At 71.5% G+C, this 19,185-nt stretch carries 21 protein-coding genes and 1 riboswitch; of the genes, 3 read left to right on the top strand and 18 right to left on the bottom strand.

The window, feature by feature from the left end; all coding sequences use genetic code 11:
* From atpD to VK501_RS00320, 8 genes are all read right to left on the bottom strand, one after another.
* Positions 1 to 1,055, bottom strand: a 1,055-nt coding sequence (gene atpD, locus VK501_RS00355) for a F0F1 ATP synthase subunit beta (RefSeq protein ID WP_324333472.1), incomplete at its 3' end; no start/stop codon positions are given.
* 90 nt (positions 1,056 to 1,145) lie between these two features.
* Complete coding sequence (atpG, locus tag VK501_RS00350) at positions 1,146 to 2,051, bottom strand: ATP synthase F1 subunit gamma (RefSeq protein ID WP_324333470.1); 906 nt, start codon at positions 2,049 to 2,051, stop codon at positions 1,146 to 1,148.
* Between the two features lie 26 nt (positions 2,052 to 2,077).
* A complete protein-coding gene (gene atpA / locus VK501_RS00345) occupies positions 2,078 to 3,730 on the bottom strand; it encodes a F0F1 ATP synthase subunit alpha (RefSeq protein ID WP_324333469.1) in 1,653 nt (550 codons plus the stop codon).
* Between the two features lie 46 nt (positions 3,731 to 3,776).
* Positions 3,777 to 4,307 carry an ATP synthase F1 subunit delta gene (gene atpH, locus VK501_RS00340; RefSeq protein ID WP_324333468.1) on the bottom strand — a complete coding sequence of 177 codons (531 nt, stop codon included), beginning with the start codon at positions 4,305 to 4,307 and terminating at the stop codon, positions 3,777 to 3,779.
* A complete protein-coding gene (gene atpF / locus VK501_RS00335) occupies positions 4,308 to 4,877 on the bottom strand; it encodes a F0F1 ATP synthase subunit B (RefSeq protein ID WP_324333466.1) in 570 nt (189 codons plus the stop codon).
* A 6-nt stretch (positions 4,878 to 4,883) separates the two neighbouring features.
* On the bottom strand, positions 4,884 to 5,183 hold the full coding sequence (atpE, locus tag VK501_RS00330; protein ID WP_324333464.1) for an ATP synthase F0 subunit C: 300 nt from the start codon (positions 5,181 to 5,183) through the stop codon (positions 4,884 to 4,886).
* Positions 5,184 to 5,198: 15 nt separating this feature from the next.
* Positions 5,199 to 6,149: a F0F1 ATP synthase subunit A gene (gene atpB, locus VK501_RS00325; protein WP_324333461.1), complete on the bottom strand. Its 951-nt coding sequence runs from the start codon at positions 6,147 to 6,149 to the stop codon at positions 5,199 to 5,201.
* A complete protein-coding gene (locus VK501_RS00320; protein WP_324333459.1) occupies positions 6,146 to 6,520 on the bottom strand; it encodes a hypothetical protein in 375 nt (124 codons plus the stop codon). Before VK501_RS00320 ends, atpB begins: the two co-directional genes overlap by 4 nt.
* A gap of 515 nt (positions 6,521 to 7,035) precedes the next feature.
* Between VK501_RS00320 and VK501_RS00315 the strand changes: the two genes are divergently transcribed.
* Positions 7,036 to 8,376: a cytochrome P450 gene (locus VK501_RS00315; protein ID WP_324333458.1), complete on the top strand. Its 1,341-nt coding sequence runs from the start codon at positions 7,036 to 7,038 to the stop codon at positions 8,374 to 8,376.
* Here VK501_RS00315 and VK501_RS00310 read toward each other — a convergent pair.
* From VK501_RS00310 to VK501_RS00295, 4 genes are all read right to left on the bottom strand, one after another.
* Positions 8,363 to 9,307: a hypothetical protein gene (locus VK501_RS00310; RefSeq protein ID WP_324333456.1), complete on the bottom strand. Its 945-nt coding sequence runs from the start codon at positions 9,305 to 9,307 to the stop codon at positions 8,363 to 8,365. The genes VK501_RS00315 and VK501_RS00310 overlap by 14 nt on opposite strands.
* Positions 9,304 to 9,684 carry a cupin domain-containing protein gene (locus VK501_RS00305; RefSeq protein WP_324333454.1) on the bottom strand — a complete coding sequence of 127 codons (381 nt, stop codon included), beginning with the start codon at positions 9,682 to 9,684 and terminating at the stop codon, positions 9,304 to 9,306. The genes VK501_RS00310 and VK501_RS00305 overlap by 4 nt, the downstream gene beginning before the upstream one ends.
* 582 nt (positions 9,685 to 10,266) lie before the next feature.
* The gene (locus tag VK501_RS00300; protein ID WP_324333452.1) at positions 10,267 to 11,160 is read right to left on the bottom strand and encodes a hypothetical protein; all 894 of its coding nucleotides are present in this window, start codon (positions 11,158 to 11,160) and stop codon (positions 10,267 to 10,269) included.
* A 69-nt stretch (positions 11,161 to 11,229) separates the two neighbouring features.
* The gene (locus VK501_RS00295) at positions 11,230 to 12,147 is read right to left on the bottom strand and encodes a ribonucleotide-diphosphate reductase subunit beta (protein ID WP_324333450.1); all 918 of its coding nucleotides are present in this window, start codon (positions 12,145 to 12,147) and stop codon (positions 11,230 to 11,232) included.
* Between the two features lie 82 nt (positions 12,148 to 12,229).
* On the opposite strand from VK501_RS00295, the gene VK501_RS00290 reads away from it, so the two are divergent.
* On the top strand, positions 12,230 to 12,868 hold the full coding sequence (locus VK501_RS00290) for a TetR/AcrR family transcriptional regulator (protein WP_324333448.1): 639 nt from the start codon (positions 12,230 to 12,232) through the stop codon (positions 12,866 to 12,868).
* Positions 12,869 to 12,890: 22 nt separating this feature from the next.
* On the opposite strand, the gene VK501_RS00285 is transcribed toward VK501_RS00290, so the two are convergent.
* Positions 12,891 to 14,072 (bottom strand): MraY family glycosyltransferase, encoded by a 1,182-nt coding sequence (locus VK501_RS00285; RefSeq protein ID WP_324333446.1) that lies wholly within the window; start codon positions 14,070 to 14,072, stop codon positions 12,891 to 12,893.
* Between the two features lie 47 nt (positions 14,073 to 14,119).
* On the opposite strand from VK501_RS00285, the gene VK501_RS00280 reads away from it, so the two are divergent.
* Positions 14,120 to 15,127 carry a glycosyltransferase gene (locus VK501_RS00280; RefSeq protein WP_324333444.1) on the top strand — a complete coding sequence of 336 codons (1,008 nt, stop codon included), beginning with the start codon at positions 14,120 to 14,122 and terminating at the stop codon, positions 15,125 to 15,127.
* An 18-nt stretch (positions 15,128 to 15,145) separates the two neighbouring features.
* On the opposite strand, the gene glyA is transcribed toward VK501_RS00280, so the two are convergent.
* From glyA to VK501_RS00255, 5 genes are all read right to left on the bottom strand, one after another.
* Entirely contained in the window at positions 15,146 to 16,438 is a 1,293-nt protein-coding gene (glyA, locus tag VK501_RS00275; RefSeq protein ID WP_324333442.1) for a serine hydroxymethyltransferase, read from the bottom strand.
* A 21-nt stretch (positions 16,439 to 16,459) separates the two neighbouring features.
* Positions 16,460 to 16,543: riboswitch (ZMP/ZTP riboswitch) on the bottom strand.
* A 25-nt stretch (positions 16,544 to 16,568) separates the two neighbouring features.
* Complete coding sequence (gene rpiB / locus VK501_RS00270; protein WP_324333440.1) at positions 16,569 to 17,027, bottom strand: ribose 5-phosphate isomerase B; 459 nt, start codon at positions 17,025 to 17,027, stop codon at positions 16,569 to 16,571.
* A gap of 45 nt (positions 17,028 to 17,072) precedes the next feature.
* Positions 17,073 to 17,711 (bottom strand): L-threonylcarbamoyladenylate synthase, encoded by a 639-nt coding sequence (locus VK501_RS00265; protein WP_324333437.1) that lies wholly within the window; start codon positions 17,709 to 17,711, stop codon positions 17,073 to 17,075.
* Positions 17,708 to 18,547, bottom strand: a complete 840-nt coding sequence (gene prmC, locus VK501_RS00260) for a peptide chain release factor N(5)-glutamine methyltransferase (protein ID WP_324333435.1) — start codon at positions 18,545 to 18,547, stop codon at positions 17,708 to 17,710. Before prmC ends, VK501_RS00265 begins: the two co-directional genes overlap by 4 nt.
* Positions 18,544 to 19,185, bottom strand: a 642-nt coding sequence (locus VK501_RS00255) for a peptide chain release factor-like protein (protein WP_324333433.1), incomplete at its 5' end; no start/stop codon positions are given. The genes prmC and VK501_RS00255, both read right to left, overlap by 4 nt.

Genomic DNA, 19,185 nt, shown 5'->3' with positions numbered 1-19,185 from the left:
AGCGTCGTCGTCGCGTTGAGGTGGGCGAACACCGAGGCCGGGGCCGGGTCGGTGAGGTCGTCCGCGGGGACGTAGATGGCCTGCACCGAGGTGACCGAGCCGCTGCGGGTCGACGTGATCCGCTCCTGCAGCTGGCCCATCTCGGACTCCAGCGTCGGCTGGTAGCCGACCTGGGACGGCATACGGCCCAGGAGCGCGGAGACCTCGGAGCCGGCCTGCACGAACCGGAAGATGTTGTCGATGAACAGCAGCACGTCCTGGCCGCCCTGATCGCGGAAGTACTCCGCCATCGTCAGGCCGGTCAGCGCCACGCGCATGCGCGCTCCGGGGGGCTCGTTCATCTGGCCGAAGACCATCATCGTCTTGTCGATGACGCCGGACTCGGTCATCTCCAGCCAGAGGTCGTTGCCCTCGCGGGAGCGCTCGCCGACGCCGCAGAAGGCCGACAGGCCGCCGTGCTCGGACGCCAGGTTGTGGATGAGCTCCTGGATGAGCACGGTCTTGCCGACGCCTGCGCCGCCGAACAGGCCGACCTTGCCGCCCTTGGCGTAGGGCGCGAGCAGGTCGATGACCTTGATGCCGGTCTCGAACATCTCGGTCGTCGGGGTGAGGTTCTCGACGGTCGGGGCCGTGCGGTGGATCGGCCACCGCTCCTTGACCTCGATCGGCTCGCCGTCGTCGATGACGTCGCCGAGGACGTTGAAGATGCGGCCGAGGGTCATCTCGCCGACGGGCACCGTGATGGGGCCGCCGGTGTCCTCGATCTCCATGCCGCGGGCCAGGCCGTCGGTGGTGTCCATGGCGACCGCGCGGACGCGGTCGTCGCCGAGGTGCTGCTGCACCTCGCACACGAGCCATTCGGCGCCGGCCTCGCCGGAGAAGCCCTCCTCGGCCTTCGCCTCGTCGGTGAGCCTCACGCGGATGGCGTTGTAGATGTGCGGCAGCTCGTCGGGGAACACGGCCTCGATGACGACGCCCTGGATCTCCTCGATGCGACCGACGTTCTTCTTCTCGCTCTGCTGGGCCTCGGGGGCCGCGGTGGTGCTGGCTTCCATGGTTTCAGTTCTCCTGGAACGTGCTTCGAAGTTCAGTGCGCTGCTCGGGACTACGTCAGCGCTTCCGCGCCTCCGCACCCTGCCGTTGATCTAGGTCAGCGCCTCGGCGCCGCCGACGACTTCCATGATCTCCTGCGTGATCTCGGCCTGACGGGCGCGGTTCATCTGCAGGGTCAGGTCCTCGATCACCTCGCCCGCGTTCTCGGACGCGCTGCGCATGGCGGTCATGCGCGCGCCCAGCTCGGAGGCCGACGACTCCAGCAGCGCCCGGAAGATCGAGATCTCCACGTAGTCGGGCACCAGGCGCTCGAGGATGTCGGCGGGATCCGGCTCGTACTCGACCAGCGCGTGGTGGCCGGTCTCGCCGTCGGCCCCCTCCTGGTCGCGATCGTCGCCTTCGAGGATCGTCGCCTCCTGCAGCGGCAGCAGCGTCTCGCGGCGCACCTCCTGCACCAGCGGGGACACGTAGCCGTTGTAGAGGATCTCCACGCGGTCGACCTTGCCGTCGACGTAGGCCGCCATCAGCGCCTCGGCGACCTCACGCGCGTTGGCGTAGGCCGGCCGCTCGGTGAAGCCCGTCCACGTGCCCTCGGGATCGCGGCCGCGGAACGTCAGCGACGACACGCCGCGGCGGCCCGTCGCGGAGAAGACGATGTCCTTGCCCTGCTCCTCGTACTCGGCGGCGGCACGGAGGCCGGCACGCACGATCTGCGAGTTGAAGGCGCCGGCCAGGCCGCGGTCGGCCGTGACCAGCAGCAGCCCGACGCGCTGCTCGGAGTCGTGCTGCTTGAGGATCGGCAGCGAGCCGATCTCACCGCCGGCGGCCTCGGCCGCCTGACGGGTCATGCGGCGGATCGCGCCGGCGTACGGGCGCAGGTGCTCGATCCGCTGCTCGGCCCGCCGCAGGCGGGCAGCGGCGACCATCTCCATCGCCCGCGTGATCTTGCGGATGTTCTGGACCGAGGCGATCCGGTTCTTGACGTCGCGCTGCGCCATGAGTCAGTGGTGCCGACCGGGGCCGCCTACGCGGCGGCGCCGGCCGCCTCCGTCTGGGCCTCGGACTCCTCGCCGACGTCCGCGTCGGTCTCGGGGCCGGCACCGCCCACGCGAGACTTCACGCGGTCGCTGTCGGCGGCGTCGTCGGTCGGCTGGCCCTCCTCGTCGAGGTCGTAGCCGAAGTCGTCGGCGAACGTCGCGATGAGGTCCCGCAGCTGCTTCTGCGTCTCGTCGGCCCAGTCGCCGGACCCGATCTTCTCGAGCAGCTCCTTGCCCTCGGACTGGACGCGCTGCGTCAGGCCGGTGAGGAACTCGGGCACCCGATCGACCTCGATGCGGTCCAGGAAGCCATTGGTGGCGGAGTAGACCTGCACGACCTGCAGCGCGACCGGCAGCGGCTCGCGCTCGTTCTGGTTCAGCGTGCGGACCAGGCGGGCGCCGCGCGCCAGCGTGCGCTGCGTGTCCGGGTCCAGGTCGGACCCGAACTGCGCGAAGGCCTCGAGGTCGCGGTACTGCGACAGCTCGATCTTCAGGCGGCCCGCGACCTTCTTCATCGAGCTGATCTGCGCGTTGCCGCCCACGCGGGACACCGAGATGCCCACGTTGATGGCGGGGCGCACGCCCGAGTTGAAGAGCTTGGGCTCGAGGAAGATCTGGCCGTCGGTGATCGAGATCACGTTCGTCGGGATGTAGGCCGACACGTCGCCGGCCTGCGTCTCGATGATCGGCAGCGCCGTGAGCGAGCCCGCGCCGAGGTCGTCGGACAGCTTGACGGCGCGCTCCAACAGGCGGCTGTGGAGGTAGAAGACGTCGCCGGGGTACGCCTCGCGGCCCGGCGGGCGGCGCAGCAGCAGCGACATCTGGCGGTAGGCGAAGGCGTGCTTGGTGAGGTCGTCGTAGATCGCGACCGCGTGCCCGCCCTTGTAGAGGAAGTACTCGGCCATCGCGGCGCCGGCGTACGGGGCGAGGAACTTGATCGGCGCGGCCTCGTCGGCTGCGGCGGCCACGATGATCGTCTTGTCGAGCACGCCGGCCTCGGCCAGCGTCTCGGCGATGCCGACGACCGTCGCCATGCGCTGGCCGATCGCCACGTAGACGAACAGCAGATCGGTGTCCTTGTTGTTGATGATCGCGTCGATCGCGATCGCCGTCTTGCCCGTCTGGCGGTCGCCGATGATCAGCTCGCGCTGGCCGCGGCCGATCGGGATCATCGAGTCGACGGCCTTCAGGCCCGTCTGCATCGGCTCGGTGACCGGCTGGCGCTTGACGACGCCGGGGGCCTTGAACTCGGCCGGGCGGCGCTCGGTGGTCTCGATGTCGCCCTTGCCGTCGAGCGGCACGCCGAGCGGCGAGACGATGCGGCCGAGCATGGCCTCGCCGACGGGGATGTCGAGGAGGTGACCGGTGCGCTTGACCGTGTCGCCCTCGACGATGTTCTCCCACGGGCCGAAGAGCACGGCGCCGACGTTGTCGGACTCGAGGTTCAGGGCGAGGCCCGTCACGTCGTTGGGCAGCTCGAGCATCTCGAACGACATGCAGTTCTCGAGCCCGTGGATGCGGGCGATGCCGTCCGCGACCGAGAGGACGGTGCCGACCTCGGTCAGCTCGGCCTGTCCCTGGTCGAGCCCCTCGATGCGGGACTTGAGGATGGAGGTGATCTCGTCGGGCTTGATCTGCATGCGTTCTGATTCCTTGATGTGAAGTCGGTCCCGCCCACCCGTCGCGCTAGGCGCGAGCGACGCTGCGGCGGAGGTTCTCGAGGCGGTTGCGGATGGAGGCGTCCAGGATGGAGTTGCCGACGCGGACGACAAGGCCGCCGAGCACGTCGGGATCGACGTTCGAGGTCAGCTCGACCTGCTGTCCGGTTTGAGCACCGATGGCATCGCCGATGCTCTTAACGGTAGCTGCGTCGAGCGCCACCGCGGACGTGATGGTCACCGGGAGCAGCTTGTTCTCCTGCTCCCAAAGGACTTCGAACTCCCGGCGCAGGCGGAAGATCGCCGGCATCCGGTGGTTCTCGATCAGCAGCCCGAGGAAGTTCTCGACGATCTCGTCGGCTCCCTCGAGCACGCGGCCCAGGCCGTCCTTCTTCTCCACGGTGTTGAAGTACGGCGAGAAGAAGAAGATGGACAGCTCGCGGTTCTCCTCCAGCGCATCGGCGAACTGGCCGAGCTGCTCGCGGACGACGTCGAGCTTGTCGTGCTCCTTGGCGACCTCGAAGACCGACCGCGCGTAGACCCGAGCGATCTCCTCCATCTAGCGGCGCTCCCCCAGGGCGGTGAAGTCGAGCTCCGACAGCGCCTCCTCGACGAGACGACGCTGGTCGTCCTCGGTGAGGGTCTTCCGGGTGACCGCCTCGGTGGCGGCGACCGTGAGGTCGGCGACCTCCTTGCGGATCTCCTGGATGGCGCGGCGGGTCTCGGACTCGATGTCGCGGCGGGTCTGCGCGAGCAGCTCCTCACGCGACTCCTTGGCGTGCTCGAGGCTCTCGCGCTCGTGCGTCTCCGCGGCCTTGCGGGCACGGGCCACGATCTCCTCGGCCTGCGAACGCGCCTCCTTGAGGCGCTCGCGGTACTCGGCCAGGATCTCGTCGGCCTCCGCCTTCGTGCGCTGCGCCGTGTCGATCGACTCCTCGATCAGGTGCTGGCGCTTCTCGAGGGCCTCGGAGATCCTCGGGAACGCCAGCTTGCGCAGGAGGTAGAACGTGACGAGGAAGGCGAGCAGCGTCCAGATCATGAGCCCCACGTCGGGGCTCACGAGGAAGTTGCTGTTCTCCTCCGTCGTGGTGGTCGCGGCGAGCGGCCCGCTGATGATGCTGGTCAGCATCCTGGGCTAGCCGAGGAAGAAGGCGATGAGGCCGAAGATGAACGCGTAGAACACGATCGCCTCGGTCAGTGCGAAGCCGAGCCACTGGATCGAGGTGATCTCGTCGCGCATCTCCGGCTGACGGGTCACGGACTCGATGACCTTGCCGAAGATGAAGCCGACGCCCACGCCCGGACCGATGGTGCCGAGACCGGCGCCGATGCCCAGCGCGATCGCCTTGCCGGCCTTGCGGCCGTACTCCTGCGCGGTGGCCGGATCGGCGGCCTGGGCGAGGGTGGTGACCTCGTTGATGACGGACAGGTCCACGGTGTGTCTCCTTGGTTAGTGCTCGGCGGCGACAGCGCCGCCGAGGTAGATCGCGGTAAGGGTGGCGAAGATGAAGGCCTGCAGGGTCGCGACCAGTGCGACCTCGAAGATGAAGAACGCGACGGCCATGACGCCGGTGATCGACCCCAGGATCACCGAGCCGAAGATCGACAGGTTCAGCAGGACGACCAGTCCGCCGCCCATGAAGAGGATCAGCAGGTGGCCGGCGAGGATGTTGGCGAAGAGACGAACGGAGAGGCTGACGAGGCGGACGAAGTGGGAGATGACCTCGATCACGAAGATCGGGCCGGTCGCGGGTCCCTCGACGCCGGCGGGGACCCAGGACTTCAAGTAGCCGACGAAGCCCTTGGCCCGGATGCCCTCCACGTGGTAGCTGACCCAGACGATGAGGGTCAGCACCAGCGGCACGGAGATGTTGGCCGTGGCGGCGTACAGCGCGAAGCTCGGGATGTGCAGGCCGAAGATGTCGACCTTGTGCTCGGTGTTGGTCGGCAGCGGCAGGTAGCCGAGCATGTTCGAGAACCAGATGAAGAGGAAGAGGGCCCCGATGAACGGGAACCATTTCGCGGCCATCTTGTCGTCCATGTTGCCGCGCGTGATGTTGTCGCGCATCAGCAGGAACGCGCTCTCGACGGCCGTCTGGACCTTGTTGGGCCGCTCCGTCATCCGCTTGGCGACGTAGATCATCGTGAAGCACGTCAGGGCCGACGCGACGATCACGTAGAAGACGGCCTTGTTGATGCTGAACGTCCCGAGGTCGATCCACGGATCGAGCTTGAACTCGTTCTGCGGGTGGAAGTTCTCGTTGATGTTGAGCGCGAACGCGCCGGCGGGCGACGCGAGCAGGGCGATCAGCGGGGTCAGGAGGATGGCGGCGCGCGACGGCTGCATCCAGCGGCGGCGCTTCGGGGTCTTCAGGACGTTGGGCGGTGCAGTCGCGGTCACGAAGGCAGCTCTCGGTGGTTCTCGAACGGGCGGAAGATCAGGGACACGGTGAAGTAGGCCGTGAAGAGCACGATGACGAGCACGGCGGCAGCCAGACCGACGGCGTCATCGCTCCCTGCGGCGAGGTACGCGCCGAAGATCGTAAGGGCTACGAACCATCCGCGTCCGATCATCGAGCCGGCGGTCAGGCCGACGACGGTCTTCGGATCGTCCGACGCGGCGGCGCGGCGGCCCAGGACCTCGGCGATCGCGCGCTGCACGAGCCACGCGAACGCGCCGGCGGCGTAGCCGAACAGCGGCCACCCGGCGACGACGAAGATCGGAAGCGCGACCGCGAGGATGACGAGGTCGAGCTGGCGCATGAGGACCATGGCTAGGACCTGCCCACTCCGCGCGGATCGCGCGGACACGGCCGGCGACGGATGCGCACGGCGCGGCGCACGGCCACGGGACCCGCGCAGCGGATGCGGCGGCTCCGCCGACGTGCCGGGGCGCCGTCGCGCCGCAGGCGGCTGCGACGGCGGGCGTCGTCGTCGGAGAAGGGGTCGTGGTCGAGGTTCTCGTGAGGCTCGTTCATGGCGTCAGCGCGCGCGACAGGGGCGCTCTGCTCGATGGCGTGGCACGCCCGTGCGAACGATGCGCGGGCGACCCTTCCGGAGGCGAGGACACAGGCCTCCTTGGCGGCACGCGGCACACTAGCGAAGTCGCGGACTTTGTAACAACTTCGTGACAAGCGGCTCGAACAGTCTGACGCGCGCACGTGGGCGCGCGCGTCATCCTTTCGTGTTAGGCAACCCTCAGAAGCTCCTCCCGATCGAGGTCGGCGAAGGTCATCGCGACGTGGCTGCCGCGCGGCAGCTGAGCGTCGGAGATGATGGCCGGGCGCATGCTGCCCGACGCCTCCACCACCGCGGCCCTGCCGCCCGGTCCCGCCCTGTCGCGGCAGCGCCAGCTGCTCGCCTGGATCTTCCGCCCGGAGTGGCTGATGGAGCAGGGCCGGCGCGAGTGCGGCGAGGTCTTCACGCTGCACCTCCCGCTGGGCCCGGTCGTGGCGATCAGCGACCCGTCCGCGCTGCGCACGATCTTCACCGGCGACCCGGAGACCGTGCGCGCCGGCGAGGGCAACGCGCCGCTGGAGCCCGTGGTCGGACCCGAGTCGCTCCTGCTGCTCGACGGCGCGCGGCACCTGCGCCGCCGCCGCCTCGTCCTCCCGCCGTTTCACGGCGAGCGCCTGCAGGCCTACGCCGACGACATGGCCGAGATCGCCGCGCGCGACCTCGCCACCTGGCCGCTGGGCGAGCCGTTCGCGCTGGAGCCGCGCATGCGCGCGATCACGCTGGCGATCATCGTGCGCGTCGTCTTCGGCATCGAGGACGGCGAGCGGGCGGCCGCGCTGCGCGCCCTCGTCCCGCAACTGCTGCCCGACACCGCGCTCTCGTCGCTGGTGCTCCTGCCGGCGCTGCGCCGCGACCTCGGCCCGCGCTCGCCGTGGATGCGCTTCCTCGCCGCGCGCGACGCGGTCGACGCGCTGCTCTTCGCCGAGATCGGCGCGCGACGAGGCGACCCGGAGCTGCGCGGCCGCACCGACGTCCTCTCGCTGCTGCTGGCCGCCCGCGACGAGGACGGGCAGCCGTTGACCGATCGCGAGCTGCGCGACGAGCTCATGACGCTCCTGCTCGCCGGGCACGAGACGACCGCCACGGCGCTGGCGTGGACGTTCGAGCTGCTGCACCGCCACCCCGAGGCCCACGCCCGCGCGAGCGCCGAAGCCCGGGCCGCCGTCGGCGCGCCCGGCGCGCCCACGCCGTGGCTCGACGCCGTCGCCGCCGAGACGCTGCGCCTGAAGCCGCCGCTCCCGTTCGCCGTCCGCCGCCTCACCGCGCCGCTGCACGTCGCCGGCCACGACCTGCCGGCCGGCGCGCGCGTCGCGCCGTGCATCTACCTCACGCACCGCCGCGCCGACCTCTACCCGCAGCCGACCGCCTTCCGGCCGCAGCGCTTCCTCGAGCAGGGTCCGGAGACCTACGGCTGGCTGCCGTTCGGCGGCGGCATCCGCCGCTGCGTCGGCGCCGCGTTCGCCCAGCTCGAGCTCCGCTCGGTGCTCCGCACGGTCCTGGCCGGCGCGCGGCTGCGCCCCGCCGATCCGCGCCCCGAGCGCACGCGCCGCCGCGCCATCGTCCTCACGCCGTCGCGCGGCGCGCGATCGGTTCTCGTCAGCCGGGGCTGACCTGCGCGAGCAGCCGCGCGCGCCGGCGCGCCTCGGCGGCGCGCAGCACCCTCCGCACGACCGTCAGCGCCGGCCGCGCGCGCCCGCGCGAATCCACCAGCCCCGAGTCCCAGTTGTCGCCGCGGACGGCGTTCCAGTGGTAGAGGTAGACGCGGGTGATGCGCCGGCTGAGCGGCACCAGCCGGTCGAAGACCCAATGCGTCGCCGTCGCCGCGTGCGCCGTCGACTCGGGGAAGCCGACCTTCGTCGTGTTCAGCCGCTGGACGATCCCGCCGGTCTCGGTGAACCAGATCTGCCCGCGCGTGTGGCGCAGCAGCGTCCGGGTGCCCGTGGTCCGCAGCCGGTTGGCGTCGAGGTAGTTGTGCAGCCCCCACATCTTGGGGCGGAACCCGAGGTGCTTCTGGAACGCATCGACCCAGCTCGCCATGTTCGGCATGTCGAGCACCTCGGCGGCCAGGACGGTGCACTTGGGGCACTCGCGCTTCAGCGCGCGGTAATACGCGGCGACGAGCTGCGGGCGGTGGCACGTCGGCTCGCCGCAGTGGTTGGCCTCGTTCCACGTGGCGAACGTCGTGACCCACGGATAGCGCGCGCGGAACTGGCGGAACTCGTACTGGAAGCGCGAGGGCGTCGGCAGGACGCGACGCCGATCGCCGCGGGCATGCCAGAAGCCGACGAGCGGCTGGACGCCCTCGGCGCGGGCCGCGTCGAGCCAGACGTCGATCTGGTCGCGCTCCCACGCGTTCTCCATCGCGTCCCACGACACCGCCAGCCGCGCGTGCGCGACGCCGAGGCCGGTGAACAGGGGGTCGGAGAACATGTCGGCCTTCTGGTCGCCGATCCCGACGACGAGCGCGCCCGCCGAGGACGGGAGCGCAAGGGCCGCCGCCAACAGCGCGACGGTGAGGAGCATCCGGCGCACGAGGCTCACCGCTGCTCTGCGGGCTCCTCGGTGAGCACCGTGTCCTCGTGCGAGTACGCCGGCGCGCAGCAGCACAGCAGCACGAGCGGCTCGTCGTGGGGGTTCTCGAGCTTGTGCTCGGTCCCCGGCGGAAGCACGGCGCAGTCGCCGGGCGCGACGTCGCGCCACTCGCCGGCGACGCGCAGCCGGCCGCGACCGGCGGTGAAGAAGTAGAGCTCCTCGGACTGCAGGTGGTAGTGCGCCGTCGTCGCGCCGCCGGCCGGGACCGTCGCCTCGGCCAGGCTCTGGTGCTGCGACGGCAGCGTCGTGGCGCCGGCGATCTCGCGAATCGTCGAGCCGTCGAGCGTGGTGAACGGCTCCCGCTGATTCAGGTTGCCCAAGTGCATCGGCAAGCAAGGTACCCGTCCGAGCGGTCCCACAGACGGCCCGCCCCGGCCTGGGGCCGGGACGGGCGTCCGTCGAGCGGGTCCTACGCCACGGCGCGGCGGGCCGACTCGCGGTCGACGCGCGTGGCGGCCGAGGCCAGCGCGCGCGCGACGCGCGCGCGAACCGGTCTCGGGGGAGGTTCTGCGAACCGTGCGTCGGCTACGTGACGCGCCGTCGCCCGCGGGCGGGGAGTGGCGGCCTTGACGTAGTCGGCGTGGAGGTTGAACAGCATGACGATGGTGCTCCTTCGGTGCTGAGATGAAGGGGCCACCGCCCGGTGACTGGTGTCTCAGACGAGACGAGGGTCCCGCGGGCGATGGACGCCCGCGGACAGGTGGTGAAGACCTAGCGCGCGAGCGAAGACGGAGCGAGGCCACGGCGGCCCGCGGCGACCGGGGTCGCCTTGAGCGTCGTGGGGAGGATGTCGCGTCGATCGCTTCGCATGCTTGGTCCCTCCTCCGTGAGTTGTAGGTCTTGACGACCTAGCTGTAGGAGAAGTCCCGGGCACCGTATCAGGGGTGCCCCGGGCAGCGCAAGTACGGCTAACCGGCCTTCACGCCGAGCAGGCCCTGGAGGATCGCCAGCGCGGGGCGTGCCTTGCCGTCGGGGCCGATGAGGCCGGAGTCCCACGTGCGGCCGTCGCCCACGCCGGTGTTCCAGTGGTACACGTACGCGCGCTGCACGCGCGGGCTCACCTTCACCAGGGTGCTGAAGACGAACCTGGTGGCCTTCGCGGCGTGCGAGGCCGACGTCGGGAACGTGATGCCCGAGCCGTTGGCGCGCGAGACGACGCCACCGGTCTCCGTGAACCAGACGGCGCCCTTGACGGCTCCCAGCAGCTTGCGCGTGCCGGTCGTCTTGAGCCGGTTGGCGTCGGTGTAGTTGTGCAGGCCCCAGACCTTCGGGGTGCGCCCGGCGGCCTTGACGAAGCGCTTGGCCCACGTGCCGACGTTGTCGCGGTCCAGCAGGTCGGCGCCGAGCACCGTGCAGGTCGGGCACGCCTTGCGCATCGCCAGCCACCAGCGGGCGACGGTGGTCGGGCTCTTGTTGATGTTCGCCTCGTTCCAGGTGGCGAACTCCTTGACGAAGGGGTAGCGCTTGCGCAGGTCCTTCATCGACTTGGCCATCTGCGCGGCGGACGGGTTGTACGACGTGCGCTTGGGCGAGCGGTCGAACGTCACCAGCGGCTTGAGGCCCTGGGCCTCGGCGCCGGCCATCCAGCCGTCGAGCCACGTGCGCGTCGGCGCGTCGTGCATCGCGTCGTAGCGCACCATGACCCGCACGTACTTGACGTGCAGCGCCGCGAACCGCGCGTCGGTGAACATGTCGGACTTGTTGTCGGCGATGCCGACGGCGACCTTGGCTTGGGCGGCGGCCGCAGGAAGGGCGGCGACGGCGAGCAGGGTCAGGAGCAGGACGGGACGGATCAGGCGCATGGAGGCGCGCACGGTAGCGAGCGCGCCGGCTGCCTGGTGGCCGGCGCCGCCGCTGCGCCGTGCCGACGGTCAGGCCGGAACGGCGTCCTCCTCGGCCGGCACGAGCGACACGCCGATGACCTTCAGCCGTCGCGTCAGCGCCTGGAAGGCGAACCTGTGGACCTCGTCGCTGCGCACGCCGAGGATCTCGTACTCCTCGCCGATCTCGTAGCCGCGCGGCGTCAGCACGCCGGCGGCGACGGGGATCAGCTCGGCCAGCGTCTTCTGGATGCGCCGCGCCAGCGCGGGGTCCTTGGCCTTCTGCTGCAGGAACCAGGTGCCGTAGGCGACGTGGCGGTGCTCGTCCTGGGAGATGCGCCGGAAGCCCTCCAGGAAGCCGGGCAGGATCCCGCGCTCCTCGAAGACGCGCGTGAGGGTGTCCTGACCGGTCAGCGCGAGCGTCCCCTCGATGACCATGTGGTAGGTCGTGACGAAGTCCACCTTGGCCTCGAGGTCGCCGGGCGCGGCCAGCAGCCGCCGGTTGGCGTCGACGAGCACGTCGTCGAAGAGGATCTTGAAGGAGTCGTTGAGGTCCTCGCGGGCGCGGTCCAGCCGCTCCTCGAACGAGCCGTCGTAGCCGACGACCTCGGTGTAGAAGTTGTTGAAGTGCTGCGCGTGGCGCGCCTCGTCGACCTGCTGGGTCGTGAGGAAGTGCTCCTCGCTCTGGGTCTCGTAGGCGCCGACGAGCCCGTTGAACTGGGTCGCGACACGCTCCTCCCCGATGAAGAACGAGGAGAGGAACCACACGATGTGGTCCTTGTCCTCGTCGCTGATCTGCGCCCAGTGCTCGCGGTCCTTGGTGAAGTCGATCGTGTGCGACTGCCACGGCTGGCGCTCCCACAGCTCGTAGAGCTGCTGCGGCGTCATGAGGACGACCTGCGAGAGCTTGGACTCGTCGGTGATCGTGGCGACGTCGCCCTGCGAGGTGAGGTCGAGGAGGTTGGACATGCGAGGATCCTGCCGCCCGTTTGACACGGTGTCAAGTCGCCGTTGACATGGTGTCAACGGGCGGCCGGTATCGTGGACGGCCATGGCCGAAGAGGACCCACGCGCCGCTTCGCCGGTCGCCCATCGCCAAGGGCCGCCCACCGCCAAGCGCGCGCAGGTGCAGGCCAAGGTCCTGACCGCCACCGAGAAGCTGCTCGCCGAGGGCTCCTCCTACGCCGACCTCAACGTCGAGCGCATCACCACCGCCGCCGGCATCTCGCGCACGGCGTTCTACTTCTACTTCCGCGACAAGCGCGACCTGCTGATGCGCCTGGCGGGCGACGTCACCGAGCTGCTCTACGCGCAGGCCGACATCTGGTTCTCCGGCGAGGGCGACGACCCCGAGGACGAGATCCGCGAGGCGCTCACGCGGATCGCCGCGCTCTACAAGGAGCACGGCACGCTGATCCGCGCGATCGTCGAGGTCTCGACCTACGAGGAGGACATCGCGACGTTCTGGCGCGGCCTGCTCAACCGGTTCGTCGAGGCCACCGCCCGGCGCATCGAGCGCGAGGGCCAGCCGCTGCCGAGCACGGCGCACGCGACCGCGTTCGCGCTGACCTGGATGGTCGAGCGCACCTTCTACCAGCAGTTGGTCCAGGAGCAGCCGCTCCCCGACGACGAGGTGATCGACGCCATCGTCGGGATCTACCGCGGCACGGTCTACGGCGCGCGGCCGTAGGGCCCTACCCCTTGCGCTCGACCTACCCCTTGCGCTCGAGCGCCTCGAATTCGCCGGTTTCGATCTGCCGCTCCACGTCCGCGTCGACCTCCGTCTCGCCCGCGTCGGGGCGGAGGCGCCGGATGCGGACGGCGCTCAGGCGCCGGAGCTTGAGGATCTCCAGCACGTAGACGAGGTACGCGCTGGCCGCGGCGACCAGCAGCGCGAACGCCGCGACGACGATCGCCCAGCCGGCGTTGAGGTGGCCGTGGTTGTCGGAGTACGGGATGAACCGCAGGCCGACGGCGAAGCCGCCGAGCAGCAGCGTCCACGCATACAGGTAGACCAGCGTGCGCCGCTCGCTGAAGCCGATCCGGCTGAAGCGATGGTGGAAGTGGTTGGCGTCGGCGACGTAGACCTTGCGCTTGTACTTCATGCGCTTGAGCACCACGAACGTCGTGTCGAGGAACGGCACGGCGAGCACGACGAGCGGGATCACCAGCGCGAGCACCGCCTGCGTCTTGACCGCGCCCTCGACGGCGATGCACCCCAGCAGGAAGCCGAGGAGGTTCGCGCCGGTGTCGCCCATGTAGACCGAGGCGGGCGGGAAGTTGTGCACCAGGAACCCCGCGGCGGCCCCGGCGGTGCACGCGGCGAGGATCGCGGCGTGGCTGCGGTCGAGGTCGAACGCGATGATCGAGAACGCCAGCGCCGCGATCGCGCAGACGCCGGCGGCCAGCCCGTCGACCCCGTCGGAGAAGTTGACGACGTTCATCATCGCGACGAGGCCGACCACGGTGATCGGCCCGCCGAGCGAGCCGAAGTCGATCGGACCGACGAACGGCAGCGTGATGTTCCCGGCCTCGACGCCGGCGGTGACCGGGATGACCGCGGCGACGACCTGGCCGAGGAGCTTGACCGCGGGGTGCAGGTCGAAGCGGTCGTCCAGCGCCCCGACGAGCGTGATCAGCGCGGCGCCGGCGAGGATCCCGACGAAGCGGTCGTGCGTACGGGACGTCGTCTCGATGAACAGGAGCCCGGCCACGAGCGCGCCCGCGAAGATCGCGAGGCCGCCGAGCAGCGGCGTCGACTCGCGGCCCAGGCCGCGGGCCTTGGGTTGGTCCACCGCGCCGACGCGGCGGGCGAAGCGGGCCGTCAGCGGCGTGAGGAGCCCGGCCACCGCGAAGGCGACGACGAACGCGTAGACCGCGTGGAGCTCCGTCATACGCCGCAGAGGGTATTCGGCAGCCCGGCGTGCGAGGCTCTCCGGCGGTGCGCATCCTCCTCGTCACCCAGATGTGGCCGTCGCCCGGCGAGCCGGACCTCGGCAGCTTCCTGCTGCCGTTGCGGCGCGAGCTGCTCGCGCTCGGCCACGGGGTCGACGTCGCGGCGATCTCGCAGCGCGGCGGATCGCCCGCCAAGTACGCGCGGCTGACGGCCGACGCGGTGCGCACCGCCCGGCGCACACGACCCGACGTCGTCTTCGCGCACTTCCTCCTCCCCGCGGGCGCGGCCGGCCTGGCGGCCGCGCGGGCGTCCGGGGCGCCGCTCGTCGTGATGGCGCACGGCACCGACGTCGCGAACCTCGACCGGGCGCCGCTGCGCGCGGCCACGCGGCCGGTCGTCCGCGGCGCCGCGGCGGTGATCGCCAACTCGCGCTGGCTGGCCGACCGGCTCGAGGCGCGCTACGCCGGCCTGGCGTGCGAGGTCTGCGACCTCGGCGTCGACCTCGCCGAGTTCGCTCCCGGAACGCAGCCCGCGGCCTGGCCGGGCGACGGCGCGCACCCGCGCCTGTTGTGCGTCGGATCGCTGCTGGAGCGCAAGAACGTCGTCGGGCTGGCCGACGCGTTCGCGACACTGGGCCGCGGCTCGCTGACCTACGTGGGCGACGGCCCGCTGCGCGGTGCGCTCGAGGGGCGGCCGGGAGTGACGGTCGTCGGCCGCGTCCCCCACGCGGAGGTGCCGTCGTGGATCGCGGCGTGCGACGTGCTCTGCCAGCCGTCGGTCGTCGAGCCGTTCGGCCTGGCCGCCCTGGAGGCGATGGCGCTGGAGCGCACGGTGGTCGGCACGACCGAGGGCGGCCCGCCGGAGTTCGTCACGCCGGCGGCCGGCGTGCTCGTCGACCCGCGCGATCCGGCGGCGCTGGTCGCCGCGCTGGAGCGCGCGGCCGCGATGCCGTCGCCCAACCCCGCCGCGCGCGCGGCGGCGGCCGAGCACGACGTGGCGCGGCAGGCGCGGCGGATGGCCGAGATCCTCGCGCGCGCGGCGCGGCGCGCCTGAGCCTCCGGTGCCGCGGCGCTACGCCGCGGCGCGCGCGCTCAGCTGCTCGTACAGCGGGTAGCGCTCGGCGATCGCCGTCACGCGATCGGCGAGCTCGTCGCGCTGCGCGGCGAACGCCGGCGTCAGCGCGGTGGCGATGATCTCGCCGACCTCGCGGAAGTCCTCGGCCTGCAGGCCGCGGGTCGCCAGCGCGCTCGTGCCGACGCGCAGGCCGCTGGTGACGGCCGGCGGGCGGGGATCGAACGGGACGGCGTTGCGGTTGACCGTGATGCCGATGTCGTGCAGCCGGTCCTCGGACTGCTGGCCGTCGATCTCGGAGTCGCGCAGGTCGACCAGCACGAGGTGCACGTCGGTCCCGCCCGTGAGGACGTTGACGCCGTGGCCGGCGTTCAGCAGGCCGTCGGCGACCGCGCGGGCGCCCTGCACCGTGCGCCGCTGGCGCTCGGCGAACAGCTCGGTCGCGGCGATCTTGAAGGCGACGGCCTTGCCGGCGATGACGTGCTCCAGCGGCCCGCCCTGCTGGCCGGGGAACACGCCCGAGTTGATGGCCTTGGCGTACTCCTCGCGGCAGAGGATGAGGCCCCCGCGCGCGCCGCCGAGCGTCTTGTGCACCGTCGAGGTCACGACGTCGGCGTAGGGGACCGGGTTGGGATGCACGCCGCCGGCGACGAGGCCCGCGAAGTGCGCCATGTCGACCATGAGGATCGCGCCGACCTCGTCGGCGATCGCCCGGAAGCGCTCGAAGTCCAGCTGGCGCGGGTAGGCCGACCAGCCGGCGAGCAGCAGCTTCGGCCTGCGCTCGTGCGCGATCCGCTGCACCTCGTCCATGTCGATCAGCGACGTCTCGCGGTCGACGTGGTAGGGCGCGATGTCGTACAGGCGGCCCGACACGTTGAGCTTCATGCCGTGCGACAGATGACCGCCGTGCGGCAGCGCCAGGCCCATGATCGTGTCGCCCGGCTGCAGGAGCGCGTGGTAGACGGAGGAATTGGCCTGCGCGCCCGCGTGCGGCTGGACGTTGGCGTGCTCGGCGCCGAAGAGCGACTTGGCGCGGTCGATCGCCAGCTGCTCGATGATGTCGACGTACTCGCAGCCGCCGTAGTAGCGCTTGCCCGGGTAGCCCTCGGCGTACTTGTTGGTCAGGACGCTGCCCTGGGCCTCCAGGATGGACTGCGGCACGAAGTTCTCGCTGGCGATCATCTCCAGCGTGCGCTGCTGGCGCTGGAGCTCGAGGGCGATGGCGTCGGCGACCTCGGGATCCACATCCGCCAGCGGGCGGTTGAAGAAGTCGGGGCTCAGATCGGAAGACACGGGTGGACTCCTTTTGGTTCCGATGGATGCCCAGGCGCGCGGCAGAGTGATGGTGTCGCTCCCCGGAGGTCGGTTCCTCCCATGGCGCCAGTCGCGACGGCTTCGAAGATACCAGCGTGGGCGGCGCCGCTCAGGCTTCCGAGGGCACCGCCGAGCCGTCCAGCTCGGAGATCTGCGCCACGCGGCGGGCGTGGCGCCCGCCCTCGAAGGCGGTGCGCAGGAAGCGCTCGACGATCGCGTCGGCCTGGTCGGGCGCCAGGCGCGCGCCTGAGAGGGTCACGGCGTTGGCGTCGTTGTGGCGGCGCGCCATCTCGACTTCGGACGGGTCGTGCGCGTTGACGGCCCGGACGCCCGCGACCTTGTTGGCGACGATCGCGACGCCGACGCCCGACCCGCACGCCAGCACCGCCCGATCGACCTGGCCGTCTCCGACCAGGCGCGCGGCCTGCTCGGCGAACGCCGGATAGTCGACCGAGTCCGGCGTGGCCGTCCCCACGTCGACGATCTCGTGCCCCGACGCGAGCAGCACGTCCTTGACGTGCTCCTTGAGGTGGTAGCCCGCGTGGTCCGACCCGACGGCGATGACCATGTCGCGCAAAATCTAGCGCGCTGGGCGCAGTGAGGGAACGCCCGCTCAGGTGGTGAGGCCGTCGAGCGCCGCAACCACGCGCTCTCGGGCGACGGCGCCCTGGCGCACGATCTCCCAGGCGCCGTCGGACTCGAAGCGACGCAGGTCGATCACGGTCGACGCGGTGCCGTCCAGCTCGCCCGCGTCGAGCAGCAGGTCGGCCTCCTGGCGGATGGCCGCGGGGACGTCCTCGAGGCGCCGCGCGTCCGCGCCGCCCGACGGGTTGGCGCTGGACTGCAGCACCGGCCAGCGGACCGCGCCGAGCGCGGCGGTGGCCGGCCCGAGCGCCGGCACCCGCAGCCCGAGCGTCGAGATGTCGCCGTCGGGTGCCCGGCACGCGAGCGGGAAGCGCCCGGCGGGATTGGGCAGCAGCACGGTGACCGCGCCGGGCATCAGGCCCTGCAGCGCGGCGACGGTCCGCGGACCGAGCTCGGGCAGCCCGGCGAGCGCGAGCTCGAGCGAGAAGAACAGGACCGCGGCGGGCTTGTCGGGCCGCCGGCCCTTGATGGCGTACAGCCGCGCGACCGCGTCCTCGGTGTCGGGCTCGCAGGCCAGTCCGTAGACCGTGTCGGCGCCGAAGACCGCCACGCCGCCGACCGCCATGCAGCGCTCGAACGTCTCGGCCTGACCGGGCGTGATGGTCATCGGCGTCCCACGACGACGCGCTCGATGCCGGCGAGGTCGCGCACGACCGCGACTTCGGGGAAGCCGGCGGCGGCGACGAGCCCGCGGACCGCGGGCGCCTGCCCCGCGCCGACCTCCAGCGCCAGCATCCGCGCCTGCGTGGCGGCCGCCTGCGTGACGAGCGGCCGGATGACGTTCAGGCCCTCGGCGCCGGCGAAGAGCGCCAGATGCGGCTCGTGCGCGGTGACCTCGGGCGCCATGGCTGCCCGGTCGCCCTCGGTGACGTAGGGCGGGTTGGAGACCACGGCGTGCAGGTCGCCGTCGATCCCCTCGAGCAGGTCGGCTTGGGCGAAGCCGACGTCGAGCTCCAGCCGCTGCGCGTTGGCGCGCGCGACGGCCAGCGCGCCGGCGCTGACGTCGCTGGCGCTGACGACGAGGTCGGGGCGCTCGTCCTTGAGCGCGAGCGCGACCGCGCCGCTGCCGGTGCCGACGTCGTGGACGCGCGCGCCGTGGGGCAGCTCCAGCAGCGCCTCGACGAGATGCTCGGTCTCGGGGCGCGGCACGAGCACCCGGGGGTCGACCGCGAGGTCGAGGTGGCGGAAGCCCTTGTGGCCGACGAGGTAGGCGACCGGCACGCGCTGCACGGTGCGCTGCCGGATCGCGTCGCGGAACCAGCGGGCGCCGTCGCCCGTGACCTCACGGTCGGGATCGAGCCACAGCGCGGTGCGGTCGACGCCCAGCGCGTGAGCCAGCAGGACCTCGGCGTCCAGCCGCGGGTTCTCGATGCGGGCGCCCTGGAGGGCGACCAGCGCCGAGTCGAGCGCCTCGCGCACGGCCACGCCCTTCAACGGGGTCATCCGGCGGCCTGCGCCTCCAGGCCCCGGCGCTTCTCGTCGTCGGCCAGCGCGGACGTGAACTCGTCCAGCTCGCCCTCGAGCACGGCGTCGAGGTTGTGCGCGGTGAGCTTGATGCGGTGGTCGGTGACGCGGCGCTCGCCGTAGTTGTAGGTCCTGATCTTCTCCGCGCGGTCGCCCGTGCCGACCTGCGAGCGGCGGGCGTCGGCCGCGGCGGCCTGCTGCTCGGCCAACGCGCGGTCGTAGAGCCGGGCGCGCAGCACGCGCATCGCCTTCTCGCGGTTCTGCAGCTGGCTCTTCTCGTCCTGCATCGCGACCGAGACGCCCGACGGCTTGTGCGTGATGCGCACCGCCGAGTCAGTGGTGTTGACCGACTGGCCGCCGGGGCCGCCGGAGCGGTAGACGTCGATCGTCAGGTCGTTGGGGTCGATGTGGACGTCGACGTCCTCGGCCTCGGGCAGCACCGCGACCGTGGCGGTGGAGGTGTGGATGCGGCCCTGGGACTCGGTGGCGGGCACGCGCTGAACGCGGTGCGTCCCGCCCTCGAACTTGAAGATCGAGAAGGCGCCGTCGCCCTTGACCGCGAAGGTGTACTTGCCGTCGCCGACGTCCAGCGGCTCGGTGGTGAAGCCGCGGCGCTC

This window comes from Baekduia sp. (genome assembly GCF_035318805.1).
GTDB lineage: Bacteria > Actinomycetota > Thermoleophilia > Solirubrobacterales > Solirubrobacteraceae > Baekduia.
This window is presented reverse-complemented; position numbering and strand designations above follow the sequence as displayed.

What these genes read in the sequence shown, in the direction of transcription:
- atpG (WP_324333470.1), bottom strand. Translation starts at nt 2,051, where the DNA reads ATGGCGCAGCGCGACGTCAAGAACCGGATCGCCTCGGTCCAGAACATC.
- atpA (WP_324333469.1), bottom strand. Translation starts at nt 3,730, where the DNA reads ATGCAGATCAAGCCCGACGAGATCACCTCCATCCTCAAGTCCCGCATC.
- atpH (WP_324333468.1), bottom strand. Translation starts at nt 4,307, where the DNA reads ATGGAGGAGATCGCTCGGGTCTACGCGCGGTCGGTCTTCGAGGTCGCC.
- atpF (WP_324333466.1), bottom strand. Translation starts at nt 4,877, where the DNA reads ATGCTGACCAGCATCATCAGCGGGCCGCTCGCCGCGACCACCACGACG.
- VK501_RS00320 (WP_324333459.1), bottom strand. Translation starts at nt 6,520, where the DNA reads ATGGTCCTCATGCGCCAGCTCGACCTCGTCATCCTCGCGGTCGCGCTT.
- VK501_RS00315 (WP_324333458.1), top strand. Translation starts at nt 7,036, where the DNA reads ATGCTGCCCGACGCCTCCACCACCGCGGCCCTGCCGCCCGGTCCCGCC.
- VK501_RS00305 (WP_324333454.1), bottom strand. Translation starts at nt 9,684, where the DNA reads ATGCACTTGGGCAACCTGAATCAGCGGGAGCCGTTCACCACGCTCGAC.
- VK501_RS00300 (WP_324333452.1), bottom strand. Translation starts at nt 11,160, where the DNA reads ATGCGCCTGATCCGTCCCGTCCTGCTCCTGACCCTGCTCGCCGTCGCC.
- VK501_RS00295 (WP_324333450.1), bottom strand. Translation starts at nt 12,147, where the DNA reads ATGTCCAACCTCCTCGACCTCACCTCGCAGGGCGACGTCGCCACGATC.
- VK501_RS00290 (WP_324333448.1), top strand. Translation starts at nt 12,230, where the DNA reads ATGGCCGAAGAGGACCCACGCGCCGCTTCGCCGGTCGCCCATCGCCAA.
- VK501_RS00285 (WP_324333446.1), bottom strand. Translation starts at nt 14,072, where the DNA reads ATGACGGAGCTCCACGCGGTCTACGCGTTCGTCGTCGCCTTCGCGGTG.
- rpiB (WP_324333440.1), bottom strand. Translation starts at nt 17,027, where the DNA reads ATGGTCATCGCCGTCGGGTCGGACCACGCGGGCTACCACCTCAAGGAG.
- VK501_RS00265 (WP_324333437.1), bottom strand. Translation starts at nt 17,711, where the DNA reads ATGACCATCACGCCCGGTCAGGCCGAGACGTTCGAGCGCTGCATGGCG.
- prmC (WP_324333435.1), bottom strand. Translation starts at nt 18,547, where the DNA reads ATGACCCCGTTGAAGGGCGTGGCCGTGCGCGAGGCGCTCGACTCGGCG.